Origin of the sequence: Enterobacter cloacae complex sp. IR53041, from assembly GCF_049238285.1 — a bacterium.
Lineage (GTDB): Bacteria > Pseudomonadota > Gammaproteobacteria > Enterobacterales > Enterobacteriaceae > Enterobacter > Enterobacter roggenkampii.
This window is the reverse complement of sequence record NZ_JBMKHB010000023.1, coordinates 1-18,480: the sequence shown is the minus strand read 5'-3', so window position 1 is coordinate 18,480 and position 18,480 is coordinate 1. Positions and strand designations below refer to the sequence as shown.

Here is an 18,480-nt window from a genome sequence, read left to right as displayed (position 1 = left end):
TTATTTCCCCGTAAAGTTCGGCGCGCGCTTTGCCAGGAAGGCGCTGACGCCCTCGCGGTAGTCGTCGCTGCGCCCGGCCAGACGCTGAAAGTCGCGCTCGAGATCGAGCTGGGCGTCCAGGGTATTGGTTTCCGCTGCATTGATAGCCTGCTTGATCAGCCCCAGCCCGAAGGTCGGCTGCGACGCAAAATGCAGGGCCATCTGCTGCGCCGTAGCGGAGAGCTGTTCGTCGTCCACCACCTGCCAGATCATCCCCCACGCCTGCGCCTGTTCAGCGCTGAGTTTGTCACCGAGCAAAGCCAGCCCCATGGCGCGGGCGCGTCCGGCCACGCGCGGCAGCAGCCAGGTGCCGCCGCAGTCCGGCACAAGACCGAGCTTGCTGAAGGCCATCACAAAGCTGGCGGAGCGCGCCGCAATCACCATGTCGCACACGAGCGCCAGCGTGGCGCCCGCGCCCGCCGCTACGCCGTTAACGGCACAGATGACCGGTTTCGGCAGCTTTGCCAGGCGGCGCACCAGCGGGTTGTAGAAGGTTTCAACGGACATGCCCAGATCCGGCGCAGGGCCGTTGGGGTCGACGTTGCGGTCGTTCAGGTCCTGACCGGCACAGAAGCCGCGTCCAGCCCCGGTGATCAGCAGGCAGCGGATAGTGTCATCGCGCTCGGCCTGTTTCAGGCACTCGGCCAGCTGCTGGTGCATCACGTCGTTAAAGCTGTTCAGACGCTCCGGACGGTTCAGCGTAAGGGTCATCACGCCCTGTTCTACATGACTGAGAATAAATTCCACAATTAGCGTCCTTTAAAGTCGGGGGTGCGTTTTTGTAGGAAGGCGTCGATGCCTTCCCGGCGGTCTTCGGTGGCAGAAAGCAGCGTAAACAGCTGGCGCTCCTGGGCCAGACCGGCCTGGAGCGGCACCTCCTGGGACTGGCGCAGCGCCTGCTTCGCCGCCTGCAGCGCCAGCGGCGAGTGGCGCGCCATTCGTGCCGCCTGCTTCAGGGCATACTCCAGCGTCAGCGCCGCCGGGAAAACGTCGCTCACCAGCCCGGCGTTCAGCGCCTGCTCTGCGGTAATGCTCTCGCCGGTCAGCACCATTTTGCTGGCCAGGGATTTACCGACGCTGCGGATAAGACGCTGAGTGCCGCCCGCGCCGGGCATGATGCCGAGCGTGATTTCCGGCAGGCCGAAACGGGCGTTGTCACCGGCAATCACCACGTCGCACAGCAGCGCCAGCTCGCAGCCCGCCCCCAGCGCGAAGCCATTTACGGCGGCGATCAGCGGTTTAGGAAACGCGTTGATCCGCGCCCACAGCTGCGGGCGAATATCGTTCAGAGTGGCAGGCAGGTCTTTCTCCGCCATTTCGTTGAGATCGGCCCCGGCGGCAAAGCAGCGCTCGCTGCCGTAAATCACGCAGACGGCGATGTCGGCATCCACAGCGGCGGCCTCAAGCTGTTCCGTAAGCTGGGTCAACAGCGCGTTGTTGAGGGCGTTGCGCGCCGCCGGACGGTTCAGCGTCAGCTGCAGCACGCGGCCATGACGGGTAACAATCAGTTCACTCATGCCATCCCCTTCGCGTCAAAGTCGACGATCACGTCGGCGGTTAACGGCAGCGACTGGCAGCTCAGCACATACCCGGCCGCCAGCTCGTCCGGCTCCAGGCTGTAGTTGGTTGCCATGTCCACCTTGCCGCGCAGCACTTTGCATTTGCAGGTGGCGCAGACGCCGCCCTTGCAGGCATACGGCAGATCCGCTCCCTGACGCAGGGCGGCATCCAGAATGCTTTCGTCGTCCGCCGTCATGGTGATTTCACGGTCGCGCCCGTCCTGGCGAACGGTCACTTTCTGGCCTTCTGCCTGCACGTGCACCGCGCGCTTAACGGTGATTCCGGAGGTGTTAAAGCGCTCAAGGTGAATGGATTTGTCCGGCATCCCCAGCGCCTTCAGCGTGGCTTCCGCGTCATCCATCATCGCCGACGGGCCGCAGATAAAGGCCTCGTCATACTGGCGAAAGTTGATCAGGGTTTTCGCCAGTGCCTGTAGTTTTTCCCCGTCGATGCGGCCATAGAGCAGATCGCTGTCCAGCCGCTCCTGGCTGAAGATGGAGATCAGCTGCAGCCGCTGCGGGTATTTGTCCTTCAGGTCCGCCAGCGCCTGGCGGAATATCATGCTCTGGCTGCTGCGGTTGCCGTAGATCAGGGTGAAATGACTGTTCGGTTCGGTCGCAAGCGTCGCGGAGATAATCGCCAGCATCGGGGTGATCCCGGAGCCTGCCGCAATCGCCAGGTAGTGGCCTTCACGTTCGGCCTGTGGCTGGTAGCCAAACTGCCCCTGAGGAACCATCACCTCCAGCGCCATGCCCGCTTTGATCTCATCCCGGGCATAGCGGGAAAAGCGCCCGCCGTCGATGGCTTTGACCGCCACGCTGATTTCGCCCGGAGCGGTACTCCGGCAGATGGAGTAGCAGCGGCGCAGCTCGTCTCCGCCAAGCGTCGTTTTTAACGTCAGGTGCTGGCCGGGACGGAAGCGGTAGGCCTCCTGCAGCGCCTGCGGCACCGCAAAGGTAATGGTCACCGCGTCGCGGGTTTCGGGTTCCACTTTTGCCACTGTTAATGAATGAAACGTTGTCATGGCAGCCTCAAATACATTTGAAATAGTCGAAGGGCTCACGGCAGGAATTGCAGCGGTAGAGCGCTTTGCAGGCCGTCGAACCAAATTCACTGATAAGCGCGGTGTCGGTGCTGGCGCAGCGCGGACAGCTCACCTCCACCGGCGCGTGCGCGTGACAGCTATGCCCCACCGGCGGACTGATGCCGTACGCCCGCAGGCGCTCGCGCGCATCGGGGGTCATCCAGTCGGTGGTCCAGGCGGGTTCAAGCTGGAGCACAATGTGCACCGGGGTAAAACCGTGCGCGGTCATCGCCTCGCGGATCGCCACCAGCAGGTGTTCCGTCGCCGGGCAGCCCGAGTAGGTGGGCGTGAAGCCGATAACCCAGCCTTCACCCTGCGCCTTCACGCTGCGCACCATGCCTAAATCGGTGATGGTTAACACCGGCACTTCCGGATCGGGGATCTGGCTTAACAGCGCCCAGATCTGCGGAATTTGCGCAGGCGCGATGTCGACGAGGCGTTGCATAGCGTTCTCCTTTACCACTGCTGACCGGGGTACGCGCGCTGGAGATACTGCATTTCCGCCAGCATCGGGCCCAGATGTTCGGTATGCAGCCCCTGCTTGCCCCCGGTGCGGTACGCCACCTCGGCGGGCACCTGCAGGCAGGCTTCATTCAGACCGGCATACACTTCGCTTTCCCACGGCTGGCGCAGGAGGCGCGGGTCAACCGCCACGCCGGACTCAATCAGCTCAAGCTCGACCTCATCGGCGTCAAACAGCTCGGCCGTAAAACGCCACAGGCTCTCGATGGCCTGCTGCATTTTTTGCGCAGACGTTTCTGTCCCGTCGCCCAGCCGCACCAGCCAGCCGCGGCTGAAGCGCAGGTGGTAGCGCGCCTCTTTAATCGCCTTGGCGGCGATGGCAGCAAGCTGGCCGTCGCGGCTTTGGGTCAGGCGGTCGTACAGCGCCACGTTCCAGGCATCCATCAGGTACTGGCGGGCAATGGTGTCGGCGAAGCTGCCGTTCGGCTGCTCCACCAGCAGCACATTGCGGAACTGGCGCTCGTCGCGGCCAAACGCCAGCGTGTCTTCATCGCCCTGGCCTTCCCGCTCCGCGGCATAGGTCAGAAAATTGCGCGCCTGCCCCAGCAGGTCGAGGCCGATATTGGCGAGCGCGAGGTCGATTTCCAGCTCCGGCGCGTGGCCGCACCAGGCGCCGAGACGCTGAGAAAGCACCAGACCGTTGTCGCCCAGACGCAGGGCATAGGCAGTCACTGAGTTCATTCTTTGCCTCACATATGCTCGATGCCGTCGGGGATGGTGTAGAACGTCGGATGGCGGTAAACCTTGCTTTCCGCCGGGTCGAAGAACTCGCCGCGCTCTTCCGGCTGGGAGGCGACAATCTCGCTCGCCTTCACCACCCAGATAGAACACCCTTCGCTGCGGCGGGTATAGGCATCACGCGCATTTTCCAGCGCCATGCGATCGTCGGCGGCATGCAGGCTGCCCACGTGACGATGGGATAACCCCTGTTTGCTGCGTACGAACACTTCGTACAGCGGCCAGTAGACATTGCTCATGGTTATTTCCTCTTAAGCGGCCTGACGGGCGCGCTGTTTTTCGGCGTGCGCCAGCGCGGCTTCCCGCACCCACGCGCCCTCTTCCCAGGCTTTACGTTTCGCGGCCAGGCGTTCGTGGTTGCAGATGCCGCGCCCGTTAATGACCTCGTCAAACTCGTGCCAGTCAATCTCGCCGAAGCGATAATGACCGCTCTCTTCATCAAAATGCAGGTCGGGATCGGGCACCGTCATGCCCAGCATCTCCACCTGCGGCACCGTGTTGTCGACAAAGCGCTGGCGCAGCTCGTCGTTGCCAAAGCGTTTGATTTTCCAGGCCAGGCTGCGGGCGCTGTTCGGCGAATTGTCGTCGTTCGGCCCGAACATCATCAGCGCGGGCCACCAGAAGCGGTTGATGGCGTCCTGCAGCATCTGGCGCTGAGCCTCGCTGCCCTGCGCCAGCGCCATGCAGGCTTCAAAGCCCTGACGCTGGTGGAAGCTCTCTTCTTTACAGATTTTCACCATCGCGCGGGCATACGGACCGTAGGAGGTTCGGCACAGCGCCACCTGATTGACGATGGCCGCGCCGTCCACCAGCCAGCCGATCACGCCGATATCGGCCCAGCTCAGGGTCGGATAGTTGAAGATGGAGGAGTATTTCATCTTGCCGTCGAGCATCTTCTGGTAGATGTCTTCCCGCGCGCAGCCCAGCGTTTCCGCCGCGCTGTAGAGGTAAAGCCCGTGTCCGGCTTCGTCCTGCACTTTCGCCAGCAGGATCGCCTTACGGCGCAGCGTCGGGGCGCGGGCGATCCAGTTCCCTTCCGGCAGCATGCCGACAATTTCGGAGTGCGCATGCTGGCCAATCTGGCGGATCAACGTCTTACGGTAGGCGTCAGGCATCCAGTCCTGAGGCTCAATCGCCGTCTCCTGCGCTATGCGCTGCTCAAACCGTTGTTCTTGCGTCACGTCATCACCTTTATGATTCGTTAGTTTGCAAATTAAAGCGTAATGCTGAATCACTTTGTTTTTTAAAAGTTACACAAAGGTTAAATATAACCCCAAGAATTGTTTACTTGTTTTGTGATGCTGCTCGCAAGGCTTTTGCTGAAAGCCTTGATAAGCGGGCCTTGGTATTCTGTGATTCATCCATCCAGATCACATCGTTAACAATTCATTAAAAACTCAGCTTGATTTTTATGATTCACGATCAAACTATTAATGGGTAAACCACGTAACATTTGGAGATAAGCGATGCAGCAGTTAGCCAGCTTCTTGTCCGGCACCTGGCAGTCTGGCCGGGGCCGCGAACGCACTATTCATCACGCCATCAGTGGCGAAGCGCTGTGGATCGTGACCAGCGAAGGGCTGGACATGGCGGCCGCCCGTCGCTATGCGATTGAGCGCGGCGGCGAAGCGCTTCACGCGATGACCTTTATCGAACGCGCAGCCATGCTGAAGGCGGTGGCAAAGCATCTGCTTAACGAGAAAGAGACGTTTTATGCTCTGTCCGCCCAGACCGGGGCGACGAAAGCAGACAGCTGGGTCGATATCGAAGGCGGGATCGGCACCCTCTTCACTTATGCCAGCCTGGGCAGCCGCGAGCTGCCGGATGACACCGTGTGGCCGGAAGACGAGCCGATCCCGCTGTCGAAAGAAGGCGGCTTTGCCGCGCGTCACGTCCTGACCTCGAAGTCCGGCGTGGCGGTGCACATCAACGCCTTTAACTTCCCCTGCTGGGGAATGCTGGAAAAACTGGCCCCGACCTGGCTTGCGGGCATGCCCGCCATCATCAAACCCGCCACCGCTACCGCGCAGGTGACGCAGGCGATGGTGAAGTCCATCGTCGACAGCGGGCTGGTGCCGGACGGCGCCATCAGCCTGATCTGCGGCGGCGCGGGGGATCTGCTCGACCAGCTCGACAGCCAGGACGTGGTCACCTTTACGGGCTCCGCCAGCACCGGGCAAAGCCTGCGCGTGCACCCGAATATTGTGGCGAATGCCATTCCGTTCACGATGGAAGCCGACTCCCTGAACTGCTGCGTGCTGGGAGAAGACGTCACGCCGGAGCAGCCGGAGTTCGCCCTGTTCATTCGGGAAGTGGTACGCGAGATGACCGCCAAAGCCGGGCAGAAATGTACGGCCATCCGCCGCATTATCGTCCCGCAGAGCCAGATTGACGCCGTGAGCCAGGCGCTGATTGCCCGCCTGGAAAAGGTGGCGGTGGGCGATCCGGCGCAGGAAGGGGTAAAGATGGGCGCGCTGGTCAACGCCGAACAGCGTTCGGACGTACAGGAGAAAGTGGATCGGCTGATCGCCGCAGGCTGCCAGGTCCGTCTTGGAGGCAAAGCGGATTTGCAGACCGCGGGCGCGTTCTTCCCGCCGACCCTGCTGTTCTGCCCGCAGCCGGATGAAACCCCTGCCGTCCACGCAACGGAGGCTTTCGGGCCGGTCGCGACCCTGATGCCGTATCGCAACGCACAGCACGCAATGCAGCTTGCCCGCGCGGGCGGCGGCAGCCTGGCAGGCACGCTGGTCACCGCAGACCTGGACATTGCCCGCCAGTTTATTCTCGGCGCGGCGCGCGCCCACGGGCGTATTCAGGTCCTCAACGAGGAAGCCTCGAAAGAATCCACCGGCCACGGTTCCCCGCTGCCACAGCTAGTGCACGGCGGTCCCGGACGTGCGGGTGGCGGCGAGGAGCTGGGTGGCCTGCGCGCGGTCAAACACTATATGCAGCGCACGGCCATTCAGGGCAGTCCGACCATGCTGGCCGCCATCGGCAAGCAATGGATGCGTGGCGCAGCGGTGCAGGAAGATCGCGTGCATCCGTTCCGTAAATACTTTGAGGAGCTGCAGCCGGGCGACAGCCTGCTGACGCCGCGCCGCACCCTGACGGAAGCGGACATCGTGAATTTTGCCTGCCTGAGCGGCGACCACTTTTACGCCCATATGGACAAGATCGGCGCGGCAGAGTCGATCTTTGGCGAGCGCGTGGTGCACGGCTACTTCCTGATTTCCGCCGCGGCAGGGCTGTTCGTTGATGCGGGCGTTGGGCCTGTCATTGCCAACTACGGCATGGAAAACCTGCGCTTTATCGAGCCGGTTAAACCGGGCGATACCATTCAGGTGCGTCTGACCTGCAAGCGTAAAACGCTGAAGAAACAACGCAGTGCCGATGAAAAACCAACCGGCGTGGTGGAATGGGCGGTTGAGATCTTCAACCAGCACCAGCAGGCCGTGGCGCTCTACTCCATCCTGACGCTGGTGGCGCGCCAGCAGGGGGATTTCTGACACCTTCCCTTCACCGCCTTTCCTGCCGGGTGGCGCGATGCTAACCCGGCCTACGACGACCAGCCGGGGTGTGACATCGCCCCGCTCTTTTTTTAACCTGGCAAGACTGGCAAATAATCTGGCAGATGCAGGCAAACGCTTTTCTCAGGCGCCTGTCAGGATAGGGCTGTCACAACACTATAAACACAACAAGATGAGGTCTACGATGGGAAGCAATTCTTCTTTTTCTGCCCGTAGAACGGCGCTGGCTATGGCCGTTGCGCTGTGTTGCGCCTGGCAATCCCCTGTTTTCGCCCACGGCAGCGAGGCGCATATGGTCCCGATGGACAAAACGCTGCAGGACTTTGGCGCCGACGTTCAGTGGGATGATTACGCACAGATGTTTACCATTGCGAAAGACGGCGCCTTTGTGAAGGTCAAACCGGGCGCTAAAACCGCCATCGTCAACGGGAAAACCCTCAAGCTCGAGGTGCCGGTGGTGATGAAAGGCAAGAAAGCCTTTATCTCTGACAGCTTCATCAATGATGTTTTCCAGTCCGGTCTTGACCAGACTTTCCAGGTTGAAAAACGCCCTCACCCGCTGAACGCGCTGACGGCGGACGAAATTAAGCAGGCCGTTGAGATTGTCAAAGCCTCAGCGGATTTTAAACCGAATACCCGCTTTACCCAGATTGCCCTTGCTGAGCCAGAGAAAGCCAAAGTGTGGGACTTTGTGCTTAACGGTACGGCTGTGGATGCCCCGCGTCAGGCAAAGATTGTGATGCTCGATGGGAAGCACGTCATCGAAAGCGTGGTGGATCTGAAGGATAAAAAAATCCTGCGCTGGGAGCCGGTGAAAGACGCGCACGGCATGGTGCTGCTGGATGATTTCACTGCGGTGCAGCAGATCGTTAACGAGAGCACGGAGTTTGCCGAGGTGCTTAAAAAACACGGCATCACCGACCCGAAAAAAGTGATTACCACGCCGCTGACCGTCGGCTATTTCGACGGTAAAGACGGCCTGAAGCAGGAAGATCGCCTGCTGAAGGTGGTGAGCTATCTCGACGTCGGCGACGGCAACTACTGGGCGCACCCGATTGAGAACCTGGTGGCCGTGGTCGATCTTGAGCAGAAAAAAATCCAGAAGATTGAAGAAGGCGCCGTTGTTCCGGTTCCGATGACGCCGCGCCCCTACGATGGCCGCGACCGTATAGAGACGCCGAAAAAACCGCTCGACATCATTGAGCCGGAAGGCAAGAACTACACTATTACCGGCGATATGGTGCACTGGCAGAACTGGGATTTCCACCTGAGCCTGGACTCCCGCGTCGGCCCGATGATTTCAACCGTCACGTATAACGACAACGGCAAAAAACGCCAGATTATGTATCAGGGGTCGCTCGGCGGCATGATCGTTCCTTACGGCGATCCGGACGTGGGCTGGTACTTCAAGGCCTATCTTGATTCCGGCGACTACGGCATGGGCACCCTGACCTCGCCGCTGGTGCGCGGTAAAGACGTGCCGTCCAACGCGGTGATGCTCAACGAAACTATCCCGGACTACACCGGCGCGCCGATGGAGATCCCGCGCGCGATTGCGATTTTCGAACGCTACGCGGGGCCGGAATATAAGCATCAGGAGATGGGCCAGCCTAACGTCAGCACCGAGCGCCGCGAACTGGTGGTGCGCTGGGTGAGTACCGTGGGCAACTACGATTACATCTTCGACTGGGTGTTCCATGAAAATGGCACCATCGGCATTGATGCCGGCGCGACGGGTATCGAGGCGGTGAAAGGCGTTCAGGCGAAAACCATGCACGACGCCACCGCCAAAGATGATACAAAATACGGCACGCTGATCGACCACAACATCGTGGGCACCACGCACCAGCACATCTACAACTTCCGTCTTGATATGGACGTGGACGGCATCAACAACAAGCTGGTGGCGATGGATCCGGAAGTGAAGCCGAATACCGCCGGGGGCCCGCGCACCAGCACCATGCAGATTAATCAGTACGATATCGATACCGAACAGCAGGCGGCACAGAAATTCGACCCGGGCACCATTCGACTGCTGAGCAACACAAGTAAAGAGAACCGCATGGGCAACCCGGTCTCGTACCAGATCATCCCTTACGCGGGCGGCACGCACCCGGTGGCAACCGGCGCGAAATTTGCCCCGGACGAGTGGATTTACCATCGCCTGAGCTTTATGGACAAACAGCTGTGGGTGACTCGTTACCATCCGGATGAGCTCTACCCGGAAGGGAAATTCCCGAACCGCTCCATCCACGACACGGGCCTTGGGCAGTACAGCAAGGATAACGAGTCGCTGAACGATCAGGATGACGTGGTCTGGATGACCACCGGCACCACCCACGTGGCGCGCGCGGAGGAGTGGCCGATCATGCCGACGGAATGGGTGCATACCCTGCTTAAACCGTGGAATTTCTTCGACGAGACGCCAACGCTCGGGAAGAAAAAAGACGAAAAATAACCATCCGCCGGGCAATTGCCCGGTTTTTTTTGCCCTGGCGTTTGAGGATCGTCCTGGCTTGCTTATAGTTACTGATATCTCACCTGCATGATTTATCCCCCGGACGGGAAAGGGCTTTATGGAAAAAAGAAAAAAACCGACGCTGGAACGGGCAACCTGGCCAACGCGCCAGGCCATGGTCATGCATGGACTGGCGATGAACCTGCCGTGGCTGGCCTTCGTCAATATCAGCTTCGCGGTGATGATTCTGCTGCGACACGTTCTGCTTAAGGCCAGCGATCCTCTTTATCCCCACTCGCCGCAGCTGACGAGAATCGTCGATGCCTCCATGCTCGGTATTATCATCCTCTCGGCTGCGCTGATCCTTATGGCCTGGCGGCGCATCGCCGGCATCAGCGTGGTGTTGTTTATCTGCAGCGCCATCTGGTCGGTCTCCTGCTTCTGGTTTATCACCCAGCTGCTGCTCCCGCACGTCTGGCCGCTGTGCGTTATTCTGTTACTCGCCGGTTTGACGGCGCTCTATTTCTACCCTGAAGGGCTGCTCGCCTTTGTGCTCCCGCTCTGGATCACCCTGCCGATAGCAAGCTGGATACGAAACGATGGTCTCAACCTTCACTTCGTTGTTATCTGGAGCGTCTTTACGCTGATCCTGATCTGCGGGCGTTTTATTCTGTTGAGCTGGTTTGACGAAGCCTGGCGACGTAACCAGCAGAATCAGCTGCTGATTTCGCGGCTGGATGCGCTGGCGCATCAGGATCCGTTAACCAAAACCGCCAATCGACGGAAAATGGAGGTGGTGCTGGAGAACGCGGTTGAGCAGAAGAAGCCCTTCTCGCTGATTATGCTGGATATCGACTACTTCAAGCGCTACAACGACACCTACGGGCACCAGGCGGGTGATGACTGTCTGACGCGCGTGGCGCGCGTGCTTAAGCAGTCGGTGCGCACACCTGAGGATGTGGTGTCACGCTACGGCGGCGAAGAGTTTCTGGTGATTCTGTTTAATTGCCCGGAGAACATCGCTGAAAAGGTCGCCCTGCGTATCCAGGACGGCCTTCGCGCAGAGGCCATACCGCACGGCGCCTCGACGGTCAGCGACCATGTCACCGTGAGCATGGGGATTGCGGGGATGGAGGGGGGACTCGCGGGCACCGAGATTATCGCCCGCGCCGATGCGGCGCTGTATCGGGCGAAAGAGGCCGGGCGGGATCGGTGGTCGCTGTAGATAAAAGCCGGGTGGCGCTGCGCTTACCCGGCCTACGGTTCGAGTCGTTGTAGGCCGGGTAAGGCGTAGCCGCCACCCGGCTTGCTTTTTAATACCGCACGCACACCGACTTGGTTTCACACCAGCCGTCCAGCCAGTCCGGACCGAAGTCACGCCCTGTCCCGGACTGCTTCATCCCGCCGAACGGCAGGTTGGCGTCGATCAGCGTATGGCTGTTCACCCACACGGTGCCCGCCTGCAGCCTGTCGGTGTACTCCAGCGCCTTGCTGATATTCTGCGTCCAGACGCTGGCCGTCAGGCCATATTCGGTGTCATTTGCCAGCTGGAGCGCCTCTTCCCCGTCGGCGACGCGTACCAGGTTGACCACCGGACCGAATACTTCTTCACGGGTGAGCCGCAGCGAGGCATCCGGGTTCACCACCAGCGTCGGCGACACGTAATAGCCTTTGCCCTCCGGACCACGGTTACCGACGATCAGCTCCGCGTTGCGCGACGTCGCCTCATCAAGGAAAGACTGCACCTTGTCGCAGTGCGCACGCGACACCAGCGGGTTGATAAACGCCTCCGGCGACATGCCCGGCCCGACGCTCAGGGATTTCACCGCCTGTTCGAACCCGCTCACCAGCGTGTCAAACAGCGGGGCTTCAATATAGATGCGTGAGCTCGCCGCGCACACTTGCCCCTGGTTCAGGAAGCTGCCGGTCATTAATCCTTCTATCACCCACGCGGGGTCCGCATCCTTCAGCACAATTGCCGGGTTTTTCCCGCCGAGCTCGAGGGTCACCCCGGTGAGCGTGTCCGCCGCCGCGCGGGCAATTTGCTTACCCGTCGCCGTTGAGCCGGTAAAGCTCACCTTCGCAATATGCGGGTGCGAGGTCAGCGCTGCGCCACATACCGCGCCGCTGCCGGTCACCACGTTGAACACCCCGTCCGGGATGCCCGCTTCACTGGCGAGTTCCGCCACGCGCAGCAGGGTCAGCGGCGTGGTTTCCGACGGCTTAATGACGATAGAGCAGCCCGCGGCCAGCGCTGGCATCACTTTCCACATGCCAATCATCAGCGGGAAGTTCCAGGGCACAATTCCGGCCACCACGCCAACCGGCTCTTTACGCGTCCACGCCTGATAGCGTGCCCCCTGCGGTAGCGGGATGGAGAGATCGAGGGTTTTGCCCGCAATTTTGGTAGTTAGCCCGGCGGTATAGCGCATCCAGTTCAGGGTGCAGCCGACTTCAAAGGCACGGGAGATGTTGATGGACTTGCCCTGCTCCAGCGTTTCAAGCTGAGCCAGCTCCTCGCCGTGCTTTTCAACGAGATCGGCGAAATGGAGCAGGATCCGCTCGCGCTCCGCCGGGAGCTTTCCGGCCCAGGTACGGGCCACAAAGGCGCGCCAGCCGGACATGACGGCACGATCAACGTCGTCGACGCTGGCGTCGGCAGTTGAGGCAATCACCTCGCCCGTGGCCGGGTTGTAGACATTAAGCCGCTTTTCACTGTCCGACGCGGTCTGACGCCCTTCAATCCACAGGCCATGCTGTCGGTCTAAAAATTGTTGCACGGCAGGCTGAATAGCCACCAGTGATTCAGACATAGGATACTCCTTCGTTATTCTTCGCAGGGTGTTCATCCAGTCTAAGAGGGGTTTTGCATTCTCGCTTTTGTCTCTGTGACATTCGCTTTGCCACCTGTGACAGGCGCCGCAAATCGCGATAATTGCCGCTTATATCGCTGTTACCGGTGAGTGTTCTTTCCTATAGTCAGCCTCATAGCTCTGACAAAATGCAACACAAATGCAACAATGCGAAAACGTTGACGGTGCAGTGAGAGAAACGATGGCGTGTGCAAGCGAGCAGGAACAGTATCAGCAGTGGCTGGCGCAAATTAACCAGGTTTGCGGGCGTTTTAACGCGCAGCCCACCGGGGGCAGATTCTACGGCGAGCTGGAGACCAGCTATGCGCGCAGCCTGAAGCTCAGCACCGTCACCGCCGGTGGTGTCAACCTGTTCCGCTCCCGTGAGGAGATCAAACAGAGTAACGATGCCTGGTTCTATACCGTGTTTCAGCTCGAAGGCAGCGCGGAGATTGAGCAGGATGACCGTCGCGCGGTACTCAGAACCGGGGATATCACGCTGATTGACGCCTCACGCCCCTGCTCGATCAACTGGCAGGAAAAATCCCGCCAGATTTCGCTCCTGGTTCCCCGTCAGATTATTGAGCAGCAGTGCCGTTTTCAGGAGATAAGCTGCGCCACCGCCCTCTCCCGCACGCTGCCCACGGTGCAGCTAAGCCATCGCCTGTTGATGGAGAGCATGAGCAATGCCAGCCTGAGTGACCGGGAGAGTGAAGCGGCGCTCGAAGCGATGATTTGCCTGCTGCGCCCCGCTTTCCAGCAGCGCGAAATCATTCAGCCGCGTAAGGAGCGCCAGTTCCAGCATGTGGTGGCGCTGATTGACGACCATATTCAGTCTGAATCGCTGCGCCCGGAATGGATTGCCGCCGAAAGCGGTATGTCCGTGCGCAGCCTTTACCGTATGTTTGCCGAGAAGGGGCTGGTGGTTGCGCAGTACATTAAAAACCGCCGCCTGGATCGCTGCGCGGAGGTGCTGCGCGCAGCCGGTGATGACGAAAAGCTGGCGGGCATTGGCTACAGCTGGGGGTTCACCGACCATAGCCATTTTTCAACGGCGTTTAAGCAGCGCTTTGGCGTTTCGCCGGGTGAATACCGCAAGCGCTACCGCTAGCTATTTTTTCAGCCATTTTCCGTTAATGCCCTTCACATACTCGCCCGGCTGGGCGCGGGCAACCAGTTTTTGCCCTGCCATTTTGGCCACTTCATCGACCGGCAAATTATTGCTGTCAGCCAGCTTCTGGTAGCTTTCCGTGCGCGCCGCGTTGATGCGATTGACCAGTGCCAGCGTTTCGGCATCCTGTTGAATCGGGGCCAGATAACCGCTGAGGGTTTCCCCCACGCGCCCCTGGGCCCGGGCATCGTTGAGGGTGAGCGTAGCGGCCTGTACGTTCATCCCCAGCGCCAGCAAAATCAGAGCTACTCGTTTCATGGCATCCTCAGAACAGATCGCTGCGCGATTTCAGCAGGGTTTCAACGTCTTTATCGACCTTAATGTGGATCTCATGTTCGATTTTGACATTCATGTTGATGGTAATCGGCTCCTTTGGCGCAGCGACTTCAATGCGCGGCGTACAGCCGGACAGTAGCGCGGCAACGGCAACGGTGAGCGCACCAGCCATCTTTTTCATTGTTATTCCTCACTTTCCTTGCCAGTCGAACTGCGGAGACCGGGTATCGCCGCGTGTTGCTCAAACCAGGTTTGCAGGTTGTCTCCAAAACGCAGGCTGCGCCAGAGGGTAAAGACATTCTCGTCATGGGTATAGTTCAGGTTGACGGAGCTGCTTTTGCCATCGACCCGGCTGGTCCCCTTGATGGTCGCCTGCATGGTTAATTCACCCAGGTTATCTAAATTGATTCTCGTCCACGAACGCGAAATTTCCATGTAGCGGAGCCAGTTAATCGCGGCGCCCGCGACCATATTGTCTTTCACGATGGCGTCGGCCGTATCTTTGTCGATGCGCAGCGTCATTGGCCCCGGGTTGGTCAGCCAGCCATCCTTAATGATCCATTTTTCGTTGTCCAGCCAGAACGGCAGCGCCCCGCTGACCGGCCCCGACATGGCGAACTGTTTCGGATTGACGGCGCTAATCAGCTCGCTCGAGGAGATATTGTCCACCCGCAGCAGGGCCGGATCATGCTGCGGCATTCGCAGCTGCTGCATGGTGATCTTCCCGCCGAGGGTTTCCACCTTCACGTTGGTGAGCAGCAGCGGATTGTCCTCCGTCCAGGGATAATCGCCCTGTAAATCCGCGGTAATGTTGCGCGCGGTCACCAGGTTTACCACTTCACCGATGCGCAACGTGACCGGACCGCGCGTGCCCAGAGACCAGGTGCCCTCGCTGAAGCGGAACGGCAGCACAAAATCGACGCCGTTAATCTGGTTATCGGGCATCCAGGCGCTGCCGGATTTCAGCACTCCGTGCCCGCCCGCTTCAAAGCCCTGATCGGCCGCCGCCGAGAAGGCGACCTGCGCATAAAGCTCCCCACCGCGCAGCGTCATTTTCCAGTCCGGCGGAATAAGCGGCTGGAATACGGTGAGAGACTGTTTCGGCCACCAGGCCTGCCCGCGAAGGCGCACGCCATCCCAGCGTCCGTTCACCTGTACCGGGCCGATGTTGTCCGCATGGAGGTCACCCTTAAACTGAAAAATCGTCGGGTCGATGCCGTCGACGCTGAAGGTCAGGACCGAGGGCGGCAACACGCTGCCGCCGGAGAAACGGGTTTGCCCTGCGTTGAGCGACAACGCCCCACTGAAGGTTGGTTTTTCGGCATCGCGCAGCCAGCGTACAGGCCGGTCCAGCACCAGACGCGGCGTGCTGACCTCCATCGTGCCGTACTGAAGCTTGTCAAAGCCGGTGGAGAGCGCCGTCAGCTCAATAAGGTTATCGCGCCACTCGCCTTTCCCGGCGACATCCCAGCGGGCATGCATCGGCGTAAAGCCGCCTTTGCCCCAGTAGCGCCACTGCCACAGGCCGTTATCGGGTAAAAAGTCGTTTGCCTGACCGTCCAGGTGGAGTTCAAAATCGCCCATCTCGTTTTCATGGGCGCGCAGAATCGCCTGTAAACGACCGTCCACCCCCTTCCGGGTGAGCTTCACGCCCGCCAGCGGCCAGCGGATTTCATCGATATCGAGCGAGTCAATGATGCGCCCGCGCGAGCGAAGCAGCGCGCCCGGCTCAAAGGCGAGCTGCGGTTCATACAGGCTGCCGGTCAGTTTTGCCGGTAATTTGGCGTAAAGAATGAGATCGTTTTGCTTCGCCTCGCCGCTCAGGTGCAGGGGCATGTCGCTGTTTTCCATGCTGAGCCTGCCGGGCCCAATATTCAGTACCGCGTTGCCTTTACCCGCATCGCCTTGCGTCAACACGTTCAGTCGTCCGGTCAGGGTGGCTTTCTCCAGCCCCTGCTGCCAGTTGTCGGCGCGAAGGGACACCCGCCCGCTCAGCGGCATACCCGAGAGATCCCAGTTCCAGCGCCCGTCGCTGATGTTGAGCTGTTGCGCCGTGATCTGCCACGGCAGGTCGAGAAGCGGATCGGGGTTGTCTCTCGCCATCACCACCAGCTGTCCCTGATTGTCTTCCCAGTCGAGATCGGCATCGACCAGAGACGTTAACTGTGGCACGTTAAAGGTCGCCACCGCGTGGCCTTTCACCGGCACGCCGTCCGGCACCAGCGGCAGGGTAAACTCGCCCACCAGCTTAATCGGCTGCGGCTGATCCGGAAGCTGAACATCGAACTGGCTGACCGAGAGCGTCTGACCGCGAAGCGTGCCTTTAATGCTGACCTGCTCGCCTTTATAGGCGATCTCCTGGCTGGACGGGATTAGCGACGCCTGCAGCTCGCCCTGCCACTGCTGCCAGGGCGACAGCGTCAGACGGTGAATCGTGAGCCAGGTATTGGGTAACACAGCCTGCCATTGTGCCAGCGTTTTCGGGGCGACCGTTGAGGGCGCCGACTGGGGAATTTTGCTCAGGCAGACGGTGTTAAGATCCAGCGCGCCGATATCCAGCTTCCAGCGGCTGGGATGTGACAGCGTCACGTTATCGATGCGGGCAATTTCGCAGTCTTCCACCAGATAGCGAAGATCGGGGATCACCAGCGCGTGGCGAGTCAGTTTCGGGCTTTCTTCGAACGCGATGCGCGTCCCGACGGGAAGCCAGATCCCGGCGAGCGTCGGCACCCACTGGGCGAGCGTCATCAGCAGCGTCAGCGGCAACAATATGAACAGCAGTAAAAGCGCAAGAGCGGCTTTGTATTTACCCTTCATGGGCAGTTAATATCCTGATTTAGCGAAAGAATTAAGCCGGCAGTGCCGATCATTGTCGCATGTTTAGCGGTTGAGTAGAAGTTAACGCCAGGATTAAGGATAGATGCTGTAAATAGTATGAGGTAACTTTTTTGCTATGCGTAACCTAAAGATCACATTTTAGATTCAGTGGGTTACGCATTATTTCAGGCGTAAAAACGGGAAAACACTGCAAAACTAATACCTGTTCCTGGGCATTGCCAGCAAGTAAAGCATTGCGAATATCAATGACCCCCAGTACACCGAGTCGTACCGCCAGGGATCAAAATCAATATGTAAAAAACCGCTAACAAACTCATAGCCGTTGGCAAAAACGTTAATTTGAATGGCTGCGATGGCTATCACAAATAGCGTATAGGCAATGAACAGAGGATATTTATGAAGCCTGTTGACCTTGAGTTTCCCGAGGTACAACAAGAAAAAAACGACAATAGATACAATAAAATAGCATACGGCAGGTAGAATCGGTGGGGTTAATGACAACTCGAATTGTTCCGACATAATTAATTCTCTTTAGCTATCTGGTACATCTGCCAACCTGTGACGCTTCCACTGGTTAAATCCAGAGCCATCGCTGTTTTAGAAGCCTCTTGCCATCCTCTGATATAATCAGATTCAATGTTGCGAAACAGACTCCAGGATTTTTCTCGGGGAGCCAGTACTCTCCTGCCCGCGCCATAGGCTGATAAAGAGATATCAACTACTCCATAGACAATATCAGCTTCATTATTCCCATAGCCGAGTTTCGCTGCTACGTAACGATAAGCATCTCTTAGCGTGCCAGACCGATCTTCACGATAAAGAAGATAGTATCCATTTTCATACATGTTGTTTAGCCCATGAGTAATCATAGGTGCACCATACGCAGCACAGGCCAGACCCAGCGAACCGACGCATAAACTAGCGCCCCCATACACTTGCGCCCCACCGGCAACGAAACCGATCTGTTTAAGCGCTAAAGTCGTCGTTGTTGTTCGGTTTTTTTCAACAACAATAAATAACTTAGCTTTATTGAAGGTGAGTAAATCATCCTGTTCCTTAAGATGATGTATCTGTTCATCAAGTAATTGAATCCCGCCTGACCAGGTCAAGCAATGCGACTCGATCTCCCTTCTCAGGTGAGCAACAAGTTGTTGAGTTTCAAAAAACATACCAGCGGTACCATAAAGCAAATGCTTTGTGGCAATTCGCTGCGCAAGATTTTCAATCTCTAAGACTTTCTCTTCGAAATGACTTTTATCCCGATTATGGTTGTACATTCGGTCTCCCTGTCATTTTAAAATGATAGTAATAATACTACCTTCGGGTAATGACTCCAACTTATTGATAGTGTTTTATGTTCAGATAATGCCCGATGACTTTGTCATGCAGCTCCACCGATTTTGAGAACGACAGCG

General features: G+C 58.8%; 17 protein-coding genes. 4 read left to right on the top strand and 13 right to left on the bottom strand.

Features of this window, described 5'->3' with window-relative positions; translation table 11 throughout:
- From paaG to paaA, 7 genes are read right to left on the bottom strand one after another with little or no spacing between them, the layout of a single operon-like run.
- Complete coding sequence (gene paaG, locus ACOTXF_RS16345) at window positions 1-789, bottom strand: 2-(1,2-epoxy-1,2-dihydrophenyl)acetyl-CoA isomerase PaaG (protein ID WP_232926821.1); 789 nt, start codon at window positions 787-789, stop codon at window positions 1-3.
- Entirely contained in the window at window positions 789-1,556 is a 768-nt protein-coding gene (paaF, locus tag ACOTXF_RS16340; protein WP_094945108.1) for a 2,3-dehydroadipyl-CoA hydratase PaaF, read from the bottom strand. The genes paaG and paaF overlap by 1 nt, the downstream gene beginning before the upstream one ends.
- Complete coding sequence (paaE, locus tag ACOTXF_RS16335; protein WP_232926792.1) at window positions 1,553-2,623, bottom strand: 1,2-phenylacetyl-CoA epoxidase subunit PaaE; 1,071 nt, start codon at window positions 2,621-2,623, stop codon at window positions 1,553-1,555. The genes paaF and paaE overlap by 4 nt, the downstream gene beginning before the upstream one ends.
- 7 nt (window positions 2,624-2,630) lie before the next feature.
- Window positions 2,631-3,128 (bottom strand): 1,2-phenylacetyl-CoA epoxidase subunit PaaD, encoded by a 498-nt coding sequence (gene paaD, locus ACOTXF_RS16330; protein WP_232926790.1) that lies wholly within the window; start codon window positions 3,126-3,128, stop codon window positions 2,631-2,633.
- 11 nt (window positions 3,129-3,139) lie between these two features.
- Window positions 3,140-3,886: a 1,2-phenylacetyl-CoA epoxidase subunit PaaC gene (gene paaC, locus ACOTXF_RS16325; protein WP_232926788.1), complete on the bottom strand. Its 747-nt coding sequence runs from the start codon at window positions 3,884-3,886 to the stop codon at window positions 3,140-3,142.
- An 8-nt stretch (window positions 3,887-3,894) separates the two neighbouring features.
- On the bottom strand, window positions 3,895-4,182 hold the full coding sequence (gene paaB / locus ACOTXF_RS16320; RefSeq protein WP_008502380.1) for a 1,2-phenylacetyl-CoA epoxidase subunit PaaB: 288 nt from the start codon (window positions 4,180-4,182) through the stop codon (window positions 3,895-3,897).
- A gap of 12 nt (window positions 4,183-4,194) precedes the next feature.
- The gene (gene paaA / locus ACOTXF_RS16315) at window positions 4,195-5,124 is read right to left on the bottom strand and encodes a 1,2-phenylacetyl-CoA epoxidase subunit PaaA (RefSeq protein WP_047747131.1); all 930 of its coding nucleotides are present in this window, start codon (window positions 5,122-5,124) and stop codon (window positions 4,195-4,197) included.
- A gap of 285 nt (window positions 5,125-5,409) precedes the next feature.
- Here paaA and paaZ point away from each other — a divergent pair, with 285 nt between their 5' ends.
- The 3 genes from paaZ to ACOTXF_RS16300 all read left to right on the top strand — a co-directional run bounded on the left by paaZ (window position 5,410) and on the right by ACOTXF_RS16300 (window position 11,153).
- Window positions 5,410-7,449, top strand: a complete 2,040-nt coding sequence (gene paaZ / locus ACOTXF_RS16310) for a phenylacetic acid degradation bifunctional protein PaaZ (RefSeq protein ID WP_232926787.1) — start codon at window positions 5,410-5,412, stop codon at window positions 7,447-7,449.
- Window positions 7,450-7,654: 205 nt separating this feature from the next.
- A complete protein-coding gene (gene tynA / locus ACOTXF_RS16305; protein ID WP_023327364.1) occupies window positions 7,655-9,928 on the top strand; it encodes a primary-amine oxidase in 2,274 nt (757 codons plus the stop codon).
- A gap of 118 nt (window positions 9,929-10,046) precedes the next feature.
- On the top strand, window positions 10,047-11,153 hold the full coding sequence (locus ACOTXF_RS16300) for a GGDEF domain-containing protein (RefSeq protein ID WP_232926786.1): 1,107 nt from the start codon (window positions 10,047-10,049) through the stop codon (window positions 11,151-11,153).
- A gap of 88 nt (window positions 11,154-11,241) precedes the next feature.
- Here ACOTXF_RS16300 and ACOTXF_RS16295 read toward each other — a convergent pair whose 3' ends face one another.
- Window positions 11,242-12,741 (bottom strand): aldehyde dehydrogenase family protein, encoded by a 1,500-nt coding sequence (locus tag ACOTXF_RS16295; RefSeq protein WP_232926785.1) that lies wholly within the window; start codon window positions 12,739-12,741, stop codon window positions 11,242-11,244.
- 241 nt (window positions 12,742-12,982) lie between these two features.
- Between ACOTXF_RS16295 and feaR the strand changes: the two genes are divergently transcribed.
- The gene (feaR, locus tag ACOTXF_RS16290) at window positions 12,983-13,891 is read left to right on the top strand and encodes a transcriptional regulator FeaR (RefSeq protein WP_021241324.1); all 909 of its coding nucleotides are present in this window, start codon (window positions 12,983-12,985) and stop codon (window positions 13,889-13,891) included.
- Here the strand turns inward: feaR and ACOTXF_RS16285 are convergent, their stop codons facing one another.
- The 5 genes from ACOTXF_RS16285 to ACOTXF_RS16265 form a co-directional block, all read right to left on the bottom strand.
- Window positions 13,892-14,209: a YdbL family protein gene (locus ACOTXF_RS16285; protein WP_008502387.1), complete on the bottom strand. Its 318-nt coding sequence runs from the start codon at window positions 14,207-14,209 to the stop codon at window positions 13,892-13,894.
- A gap of 7 nt (window positions 14,210-14,216) precedes the next feature.
- On the bottom strand, window positions 14,217-14,408 hold the full coding sequence (locus tag ACOTXF_RS16280; RefSeq protein ID WP_008502388.1) for a YnbE family lipoprotein: 192 nt from the start codon (window positions 14,406-14,408) through the stop codon (window positions 14,217-14,219).
- Window positions 14,409-14,410: 2 nt separating this feature from the next.
- A complete protein-coding gene (locus ACOTXF_RS16275; protein WP_232926783.1) occupies window positions 14,411-17,044 on the bottom strand; it encodes a YdbH family protein in 2,634 nt (877 codons plus the stop codon).
- Between the two features lie 542 nt (window positions 17,045-17,586).
- Complete coding sequence (locus ACOTXF_RS16270; RefSeq protein WP_023327356.1) at window positions 17,587-18,342, bottom strand: DUF4225 domain-containing protein; 756 nt, start codon at window positions 18,340-18,342, stop codon at window positions 17,587-17,589.
- Between the two features lie 61 nt (window positions 18,343-18,403).
- Window positions 18,404-18,480 (bottom strand): IS1 family transposase (locus ACOTXF_RS16265; protein ID WP_033802282.1); only part of this gene is annotated, 77 nt, incomplete at its 5' end.